We start from the raw sequence: 8,755 nt of genomic DNA, 5'->3' as shown, positions 1-8,755 counted from the left end.
TGCCCACCCCCACGGCCCCCCCCCCCGCCCCCCCCCTGCCCGCCCCCCCCCCCGGCCCCCCCCGCCGCGGGCGCCCCCGCGCCGTCCGGTGCACCGCCGCCAGGAGCACCCGCCACCGCAGCGGGACCACTGCTCCGCAGACCGGAGAACCCCATGGAAATATCTGCTCAATCCACCGCACCTCCCGCTCCAGCCGACCGCCCCACCCCGACCGAGACCAAGCGCGCCGCCCGCGGCGCCACCCGCCCCGGCGACCGGATCTTCCTCGGGCTCTCGCGCGGCTCCGGCATCCTCCTGCTGCTGATCATGGCCGCGATCGCGGTCTTCCTGACCTACCGCGCCTCGCTCGTGCTCAGCAAGAACGAGGGCAACTTCCTCACCACCTTCGAGTGGAACGCCACCGCGACCCCGCCGGTCTTCGGCATCGCCGTCCTCGCCTTCGGCACGATCGTCTCCTCGGTCATCGCCATGGCGATCGCGGTCCCCGTCGCCGTCGGCATCGCGCTCTTCCTCACGCACTACGCCCCGAAGAAGCTCGCAGGACCCATCGCGTACGTGGTCGACCTGCTCGCCGCCGTGCCGTCCATCGTGTACGGCCTGTGGGGCGTCCTCTTCCTGGTGCCGCACCTCGACGGGCTCTTCGGCTGGCTCAACGACTACTTCGGCTGGACCGGGGTCTTCTCCTGGGACGAGGGCCCGGCGCGCTCGCTGCTCGCCGCCGGCATCCTGCTCGCGATCATGATCCTGCCGATCATCACCAACGTCAGCCGTGAGGTCTTCCGGCAGGCGCCGCTGATGCACCAGGAGGCCGCGCTCGCCCTCGGCGCCACGCGCTGGGAGGTCATCCGCATGTCGGTGCTGCCCTTCGGCCGCTCCGGCGTCATCTCCGCCTCGATGCTGGGCCTCGGCCGCGCGCTCGGCGAGACGATGGCCGTCGCGACGGTCCTCTCCGCGGACTTCGACATCCACCTGAGCCTGCTCAACCCCGGCGGCGGCACCTTCGCTCAGAACATCGCCGCCAAGTACAGCGAGGCCAGCGTGGACGGGCGGGACGCCCTCATCGCCTCCGGCCTCGTCCTCTTCGTCATCACGCTGCTCGTCAACGGCGCGGCCCGCCTGATCATCGCCCGCCGCAAGGAGTACTCGGGGGCCAACGCATGAGCCAGCACACCGGCAACACCGCCACCCCGCCGCCCGCGCCCGCCCCGAAGGCCCCGTCCGCCTCGCTCCGCGGCGCCCGCCTTCCCCGCTGGTCCCCGTGGGCGATCGCCCTCGGCTCGGTCGCCGCGGGCTGCGCCATCGGGATCGGCGGCGGACTGCACAGCCGCATCCAGTGGGGCCTGATCGCCGCGCTCCTGTTCGTCGGCGGCACGTACGCCATCGCCACCAAGGTCGAGGGGCGCCGCCAGGCCAAGGACCGGGTCGCGACCAGCATCGTCTGGGTCGCGTTCGTCCTCGCCGTGATCCCGCTCGCCTCGCTGATCTACGAGACGGTCAAGCGCGGCGTGAAGGTCCTCGACGTCTACTTCCTCACCCACTCCATGGGCGTCGTCACCGACGCGGAGCCGGGCGGCGGCATCTACCACGCGATCATCGGCACCCTGGAGCAGGTCGGCCTGGCCACCCTGATCTCCGTCCCGATCGGTCTGCTGACCGCGATCTACCTCGTCGAGTACGGCCGCGGGAAGCTCGCCAAGGCGGTCACCTTCTTCGTCGACGTCATGACGGGCGTCCCGTCGATCGTCGCGGGCCTGTTCATCCTCAGCATCATGCTGATCCTGAAGCTCCAGCCCTTCGGCTTCGCGGGCTCCATGGCCCTGTCGATCCTGATGATCCCGGTCGTGGTCCGCTCCACCGAGGAGATGCTGAAGCTCGTCCCGAACGAGCTGCGCGAGGCGTCGCTCGCCCTCGGCGTCCCGAAGTGGCGCACCATCCTGAAGGTCGTCCTGCCGACGTCGATCGGCGGCATCACCACCGGCGTCATGCTGGCGGTGGCCCGCATCGCCGGTGAGACCGCTCCGGTCCTGATGCTGGTGTGGGGCTCGTCGCTGATCAACACGGACCCGTTCAGCGGTCCGCAGCAGTCGCTGCCGCTCTACATCTACCAGCAGTACCAGAACAGCGGCGGCTCCACGGCGGCGTACGACCGGGCCTGGGCGGCGTCCCTCGTCCTCATCGCCTTCATCATGATCCTCAACCTGGCGGCCCGCGGCATCGCCCGCTGGAAGGCCCCCAAGACGGGCCGCTGACGCGGCCACATCAGCGACCCTCCGCACCACCCCCATTCGAAAGAAGCAGTGATCCCCATGGCCAAGCGAATCGACGTATCGGGCCTGACCGCGTACTACAGCTCCCACAAGGCGATCGAAGACATCTCGATGACGGTCGAGCCCCGCTCCGTGACCGCCTTCATCGGCCCCTCCGGCTGCGGCAAGTCCACCTTCCTGCGCACCCTGAACCGCATGCACGAGGTCACCCCCGGCGGCCGCGTCGAGGGCAAGGTGCTCCTGGACGACGAGGACCTCTACGGGCACGGCATCGACCCGGTCGCGGTGCGCCGCACGGTCGGCATGGTCTTCCAGCGCCCCAACCCCTTCCCCACGATGTCGATCTTCGACAACGTGGCGGCGGGCCTGAAGCTCAACGGCAAGTACAAGAAGTCCGAGCTGAACGACATCGTCGAGAAGTCCCTCAAGGGCGCGAACCTCTGGAACGAGGTCAAGGACCGCCTCAACAAGCCCGGCTCGGGCCTCTCCGGCGGCCAGCAGCAGCGGCTGTGCATCGCCCGCGCGATCGCGGTGGAGCCGGACGTCCTGCTCATGGACGAGCCCTGCTCGGCCCTCGACCCGATCTCGACCCTCGCCATCGAGGACCTGATCGGCGAGCTCAAGGAGCGCTTCACGATCGTCATCGTGACGCACAACATGCAGCAGGCCGCCCGCGTCTCGGACCGCACGGCCTTCTTCAACCTGGCCGCGGTCGGCCAGCCCGGCAAGCTCATCGAGATCGACGAGACGGAGCGCATCTTCTCCAACCCGTCGGTCCAGGCCACCGAGGACTACATCTCGGGCCGCTTCGGCTGAGCCGCTCCCCCGACTCCTTGCGGTGCTGCATGGCGGTGCCACCGCAAGGGAAACAAGAAGGGCCCGCCCCTGGCTCCCGGGGGCGGGCCCTTCCGTCGTACGTACCGCAGGGGAACCGGCTACAAGAAGGCCAGGTTCACGATCCAGAAGCTGACCGCGGCCACCAGTGCTGCGGCGGGCATCGTGATGAACCAGCCGAGAATGATGTTCTTGGCGACGCCCCACCGCACCGCGTTGACCCGCTTCGTGGCACCCACACCCATGATCGCGGAGGTGATGACGTGGGTCGTCGAGATCGGCGCGTGGAACATAAACGCGGTGGTGAACATGATGCCCGCGCCCGTCGTCTCGGCGGCGAAGCCCTGCGGCGGATCGAGCTCGATGATCTTCCGGCCGAGCGTCCGCATGATGCGCCAGCCGCCCGCGTACGTGCCGAGCGACAGCATCAGCGCGCAGGACAGCTTGACCCAGACCGGGATCGGGTCGCCGGGGTTCTCGACGTCGGCGATGACGAGGGCCATCACCACGATGCCCATCGTCTTCTGCGCGTCCTGCAGACCGTGGCCGAGCGCCATACCGGCCGCCGACACGGTCTGGGCGATCCGGAAGCCGCGCTTGGCCTTGTGCGGGTTGGCCTTGCGGAACATCCACAGGATCGCGCACATGACCAGGTAACCGGCGACGAGTCCGACGAGCGGCGACAGGAACATCGGGATCACGATCTTGTCGACCACACCCGACCAGATCACCCCGATCCCGCCCGCGAGCGCGGCACCCACGAGCCCGCCGAACAGCGCGTGCGAGGACGACGAGGGCAGCCCGAAGTACCAGGTGACGAGGTTCCACACGATCGCCCCGACGAGGCCGGCGAAGAGGATCCACATCCCCTTGTTGCCGTGGGGCGTCTCGATGAGCCCCTCACTGACGGTCTTGGCGATCCCGCTGCCCAGGAAGGCACCGGCGAGGTTCATCACCGCGGCCATGGCGAGCGCCGCGCGGGGCGTCAGCGCACGGGTGGAGACGGAGGTGGCGATGGCGTTCGCGGAGTCGTGGAAGCCATTCGTATACGTGAATCCAAGCGCGACCCCGATGGTCACGACCAGAGCAAAGGTGTCCATGGAGGGGTCAGGACTCCTTGACCGCGATGGTCTCCACGGTGTTGGCCACGTGCTCGAAGGCGTCGGCGGCCTCCTCCAGCACATCCACGATCTGCTTCAGCTTGAGCACCTCGATGGCGTCGTACTTGCCGTTGAAGAGCGTGGCAAGGAGCTTGCGGTGAATCTGGTCGGCCTGGTTCTCCAGGCGATTCACCTCGATCCAGTACTCGGTGAGGTTGGCCATCGTCCGCAGGTTCGGCATGGCCTCGGCGGTCAGCTCGGCCGCCCGCGCCAGGACCTCGATCTGCTGCTCGACGCCCTTGGGGAGCTCCTCGACCTGGTAGAGGACGACCAGGTCGACGGCCTCCTCCATGAAGTCCATGATGTCGTCGAGGGACGACGCGAGGTTGTAGATGTCCTCGCGGTCGAAGGGCGTGATGAACGAGGAGTTCAGCTGGTGGAAGATCGCATGCGTGGCGTCGTCTCCCGCGTGCTCCGCGGCCCGCATACGCTCTGCGATCTCGGCTCGGGCCGAGGCGTCGGCCCCGAGCAGTTCCATCAGGAGCTTCGAGCCCGTGACGATGTTGTCCGCGGATGCGGCGAACATGTCGTAGAAGCTCGTCTCCCTGGGGGTCAGACGAAAGCGCACGTGGGGTCCTCGGGGTGCTTTGGTTTCGGTCAGGCTGATGCTAGGCGCATCATCCGGCCACGGCTAACCGGCCGGGACCCAGTGTCGCCCATCAGGCACAGTGATCAGCACAGGGCCCGGTGCGGGCCCGGGAAATCCGGTACCATATACCCACCAGGGGTATATGGGGCAGTACGGGGAACGATGCGGAGGACGCGATGACGACGACCGAGGCAGCCGACGCGGCGACGCCCACCACCGAGGCGGCCACGCTCACCGACCACGACCGCGGGGTGCACGGCTACCACAAGCAGAAGGGCGAGCACCTCAAGCGCCTGCGCCGCATCGAGGGCCAGATCCGCGGCCTCCAGCGCATGGTCGAGGAGGACGTCTACTGCATCGACATACTCACGCAGGTCTCGGCGAGCACCAAGGCCCTCCAGTCCTTCGCCCTCCAGCTCCTCGAGGAGCACCTGCGCCACTGCGTGGCCGACGCGGCGGTCAAGGGCGGCGACGAGATCGACGCGAAGGTCGAAGAGGCGACCAAGGCGATCGCGCGCATGATGCGTACGTGAGGGGTGCGTACGTGAGGAACGGGTGCGTACGCGAGGGGGAGCTACTCGGACCGCTGGGCGGGCACGCCCCAGTCGTCCCCGTCGGAGACCTTCAGCACCTCGTCGATCCGGTCGGCGCTCAGCCGCTCACCACGCGCCGCGGAAGCCGCGATGATCAGTTCGCCGCAGAGCTCGATCTCGGCGAGGGCGACGTGGTCCTGAACGGCCGTCCCACCACGCACCGGAGCCACGTTCACCACCTCTTCCTGACCGCTGTCCACTGTTCCGCCCGTGCCGACTTCCTAGAGTAGGGATCGCCCTACGCACCGCGCATGGCACGGACGGACCATTTCCGCCCACCCGTCTCCCACCGTCGCCCTAGGAGCCCTGCCGGTCGGCGATCTTCCCCGAGTAGATGTCGCCGCCCTCCGGCAGCCGTACATCGACGGGGGCCCCGAACCCGTACAGCAGGATGGTCGAGGTCACCCGCGGCCCGGCGCCCGACGCGGCGCCCTTGTCCCCCCTCGCCCCCGCATTGGCGAAGCTGAACTTCTGCCGCACCTTCCGCAGCCGCCCCTGTTCGTCGAGGTACGCCTCGAACGGCACCACGACCGTGCTGAACCCTTTCGCCGCCGCCTCGAACACCTTCCGGTTCGCCCCCGGGGCGGACCGCGCCGCGGCCGTGAGGTCGAGGGTGCCGCGGTAGTGCCGGACCTCCGTGCCCGCGAGCCGCTCCTGGCCCACGTATGTCACCTGCCGCGCGCCGCGCAGGAGTTGGGCGGCGGCGAGCGGGTCCATGGCGCCGCCCGACACGAGGTTGCCGTCGGAGAGCGTCGCCGTCTCCACGCGCACCCACTTGTCGTCGGGCACACCCGCGCCGCGGTTCTTCATGTAGAGGGCGCCGTCGGCCATCAGCTCGGTGACGGGCCGGTGCTCCTCGACGCCCGCCGGGTCCTTCGGCAGCACCACCTGGAACCGGCCGAGCCGCCGCTCGTAGTCGTACGCACCCGAGCCCCGCACCGTCACGCGCGTGCCGCCGCTGTCCATCTCCATCGACGTGCGCGCCTGCGAGCTGCCCGCCCGCACCAGCGTTCCGGCGGCCGCCCGCACCGCCGCGGCCGGGTCGCCGCCCGGGCCCTGGTCGTCGGCGACCGCGCCGCTGCTCGAGCATCCGGTGGCGGCGACGCCCACGAGTCCCACCAGTCCCGCGGCCACGACCGCGGCCGCCGCACCTCTCCCACTCCCGTGCTGCTGCCCCATCGCCTGCCGACCCCCAAGCCTTCCCGCGCCGGAATGTCGCTTCGCTGAACCGCGTCCCCCTGTCGTTCCGCATAACGACCGGTACGTTGACGCGTCACGCGCACGGGTGCGTCCACGGGCTCTTCTCCGGCCGTTCACCCACCGTGGGTACCGTGGGCCCGTGGCCGAGCAGCAGCAGACCGAGACCCACCGCACCACCACGGTCGAGAAGGGCCGCTTCTGCACGGCCCACTGCAGCTGCGGCTGGCGCGGCCCGGCCCGCAGAGCCCGCAGCAAGGCCCGCTCGGACGCCGAGGAACACGCCTCCGGCTGAGGCGGCCCCAGCCCCTGTCGCGCGTTCCGGAACCCGATGGACGCACACGCCGTCTCGTACTCCGGGAAGCACGACGGGAGGCGTCATGGAACGGCGTACGTTCATCAGCACCACGGCAGCCACACTGGCGGCGGCCGTGGCCACGGGCTGCACCAGCTCTTCGGGAGACGGCGGTTCGGGTCCGGGCACCCGTACCGCCTCCGGAACCGGCACCCGCTCCGGCGACGGCACCGGCGCCCCCGTCCGCACGACGAGCGCGGCCGCCTCCGCCGCCGCGAACCTCTCGGCGCTCGCCAAGGACCTGGACGGCTCCCTGGTCCGCCCCGGCCAGGCCCAGTGGGCCGCGGCCCGCCAGCTCTACAACACGCGCTTCGACAACCTGAAGCCCACCGCCGTCGCCTACGTCGCGAACGCCGACGACATCCGCACCACCCTCGCGTACGCCCGCGCCCACCACACCCCGGTGTCCATACGCAACGGCGGCCACTCGTACGCGGGCTGGTCCTCGGGCAACGGCCGCCTCATCCTCGACGTGTCCAAGCTCAACAAGACGCGTGCGAGCGGCAGTTCGGCGACCGTGGGCGCGGGCTCCAAGCTGATCGACGTCTACCGCGCCCTCGCCGCGAAGGGCGTCACGATCCCCGCGGGCTCCTGCCCGACCGTCGGCGTCTCCGGGCTCACCCTCGGCGGCGGCCACGGCGTGGTCTCCCGCGCCTACGGCCTGACCTGCGACAGCCTCACCTCGGCCACCCTCATCACCGCCGACGGCAAGCAGCTGACCGCCTCCAAGTCCGAGCACAGCGACCTCTTCTGGGCCCTGCGCGGCGCGGGCAACGGCAACTTCGGCGTGGTCACGGAGCTGACCTTCAAGACCCACCCGGCCCCCCAGGCCGTCTCCGCCTACATGACGTGGCCCTGGTCGAAGGCGGCCGCGGTGTTCAAGGCGTGGCAGGAGTGGGGCCCGAGCCAGCCCGACGAGATCTGGTCGTCCCTCCACCTCGCGAACTCGCCGGGCGGCACCCCCACCATCTCGGTGGCCTGCTTCTCCCTCGGCACGTACGGCGGCCTCCAGAACGCGGTGGACCGCCTGGCCGACAAGGCCGGCTCCCCGGCGCGCAGCGTCTCCCTCAAGCGCCGCTCGTACGAGGAGTCGATGGAGGTGTACGCGGGCTGCTCGTCCTTCTCCTCGGACGCCCAGTGCCATCTCCCGGGCGCGACCCCGGGCCGCAGCCCTCGGGGCGCCCTCAACCGCGAGACGTACGCGGCGAGTTCGGACTTCTTCGACAAGTCCCTGTCCTCGGCGGGCATCCGCGCGATGCTCACCCACGTGGAGAACATGACCGGCGGCTCGGGCAGCGCGGGCAGCATCGCCCTCACCGCCCTCGGCGGCGCGATCAACCGCGTCGACCCCACGGCCACGGCCTTCGTCCACCGCCGCTCGCGGATGCTGGCCCAGTACATCGCGTCGTGGCGCGCGGGTACCTCGGGCCGGGCGGCTCAGGCGTGGCTGAAAACCACACACGCCGCGATGTCCCGTCACGCCTCGGGCGCCGCGTACCAGAACTACACGGACGCGACCCTGACGAACTGGCGCTCGGCCTACTACGGCCAGGCGGCCACCCGCCTGACCAAGGTGAAGAAGAAGTACGACCCGACCCGCTTCTTCACGTTCCCGCAAGCCCTCTGACCTCGTCGGCCTGCGGCGCTTCCTTCCCCAATCCCGCCCCTTCCCGAATCAGCCGACTCCGTCGGCCCTGGGGCACCCGTTATCGCCGCTGACGCGGCTCGTCCTCAAGCGCCGGACGGGCTATCTCTAGCCC

General features: G+C 70.1%; 10 protein-coding genes. 6 read left to right on the top strand and 4 right to left on the bottom strand.

All coding sequences use genetic code 11. The features are described from left to right. The first annotated feature begins 153 nt into the window (after positions 1-153). The 3 genes from pstC to pstB are packed head-to-tail and all read left to right on the top strand — an operon-like array spanning position 154 to position 3,083. Positions 154-1,161 carry a phosphate ABC transporter permease subunit PstC gene (gene pstC / locus ACFWYM_RS40340; protein ID WP_384849137.1) on the top strand — a complete coding sequence of 336 codons (1,008 nt, stop codon included), beginning with the start codon at positions 154-156 and terminating at the stop codon, positions 1,159-1,161. After that, a complete protein-coding gene (pstA, locus tag ACFWYM_RS40335; RefSeq protein ID WP_384849134.1) occupies positions 1,158-2,249 on the top strand; it encodes a phosphate ABC transporter permease PstA in 1,092 nt (363 codons plus the stop codon). Before pstC ends, pstA begins: the two co-directional genes overlap by 4 nt. Positions 2,250-2,306: 57 nt before the next feature. Continuing rightward, positions 2,307-3,083, top strand: a complete 777-nt coding sequence (gene pstB / locus ACFWYM_RS40330) for a phosphate ABC transporter ATP-binding protein PstB (RefSeq protein ID WP_384849131.1) — start codon at positions 2,307-2,309, stop codon at positions 3,081-3,083. Between the two features lie 119 nt (positions 3,084-3,202). Here pstB and ACFWYM_RS40325 read toward each other — a convergent pair whose 3' ends face one another. Together ACFWYM_RS40325 and ACFWYM_RS40320 are read right to left on the bottom strand one after the other, a co-directional pair. Then, positions 3,203-4,201 (bottom strand): anion permease, encoded by a 999-nt coding sequence (locus tag ACFWYM_RS40325; RefSeq protein WP_384849128.1) that lies wholly within the window; start codon positions 4,199-4,201, stop codon positions 3,203-3,205. A 7-nt stretch (positions 4,202-4,208) separates the two neighbouring features. Next, complete coding sequence (locus ACFWYM_RS40320; RefSeq protein WP_384849125.1) at positions 4,209-4,829, bottom strand: DUF47 domain-containing protein; 621 nt, start codon at positions 4,827-4,829, stop codon at positions 4,209-4,211. A 197-nt stretch (positions 4,830-5,026) separates the two neighbouring features. On the opposite strand from ACFWYM_RS40320, the gene ACFWYM_RS40315 reads away from it, so the two are divergent. Continuing rightward, positions 5,027-5,383: a metal-sensitive transcriptional regulator gene (locus ACFWYM_RS40315; protein WP_384849122.1), complete on the top strand. Its 357-nt coding sequence runs from the start codon at positions 5,027-5,029 to the stop codon at positions 5,381-5,383. 41 nt (positions 5,384-5,424) lie between these two features. Here the strand turns inward: ACFWYM_RS40315 and ACFWYM_RS40310 are convergent, their stop codons facing one another. Next, entirely contained in the window at positions 5,425-5,622 is a 198-nt protein-coding gene (locus ACFWYM_RS40310) for a hypothetical protein (protein ID WP_384849259.1), read from the bottom strand. Positions 5,623-5,740: 118 nt separating this feature from the next. Then, positions 5,741-6,622, bottom strand: coding sequence for a hypothetical protein (locus ACFWYM_RS40305; protein ID WP_384849119.1), 882 nt, complete (start codon positions 6,620-6,622; stop codon positions 5,741-5,743). Between the two features lie 160 nt (positions 6,623-6,782). On the opposite strand from ACFWYM_RS40305, the gene ACFWYM_RS40300 reads away from it, so the two are divergent. Beyond that, positions 6,783-6,935, top strand: a complete 153-nt coding sequence (locus tag ACFWYM_RS40300) for a hypothetical protein (protein WP_384849116.1) — start codon at positions 6,783-6,785, stop codon at positions 6,933-6,935. 85 nt (positions 6,936-7,020) lie between these two features. Next, a complete protein-coding gene (locus ACFWYM_RS40295) occupies positions 7,021-8,622 on the top strand; it encodes an FAD-binding oxidoreductase (protein ID WP_384849113.1) in 1,602 nt (533 codons plus the stop codon). Positions 8,623-8,755: the final 133 nt, after the last annotated feature.

The sequence above is a fragment of the Streptomyces sp. NPDC059009 genome (assembly GCF_042740175.1).
Taxonomy (GTDB): Bacteria; Actinomycetota; Actinomycetes; order Streptomycetales; family Streptomycetaceae; genus Streptomyces.
Note: the sequence above shows the minus strand (reverse complement) of the source record. Positions and strands in the feature narration are given on the sequence as shown.

Coding starts and splice junctions, on each gene's coding strand:
- pstC (WP_384849137.1), top strand. CDS start 154: ATGGAAATATCTGCTCAATCCACCGCACCTCCCGCTCCAGCCGACCGC.
- pstA (WP_384849134.1), top strand. CDS start 1,158: ATGAGCCAGCACACCGGCAACACCGCCACCCCGCCGCCCGCGCCCGCC.
- pstB (WP_384849131.1), top strand. CDS start 2,307: ATGGCCAAGCGAATCGACGTATCGGGCCTGACCGCGTACTACAGCTCC.
- ACFWYM_RS40325 (WP_384849128.1), bottom strand. CDS start 4,201: ATGGACACCTTTGCTCTGGTCGTGACCATCGGGGTCGCGCTTGGATTC.
- ACFWYM_RS40315 (WP_384849122.1), top strand. CDS start 5,027: ATGACGACGACCGAGGCAGCCGACGCGGCGACGCCCACCACCGAGGCG.
- ACFWYM_RS40305 (WP_384849119.1), bottom strand. CDS start 6,622: ATGGGGCAGCAGCACGGGAGTGGGAGAGGTGCGGCGGCCGCGGTCGTG.
- ACFWYM_RS40295 (WP_384849113.1), top strand. CDS start 7,021: ATGGAACGGCGTACGTTCATCAGCACCACGGCAGCCACACTGGCGGCG.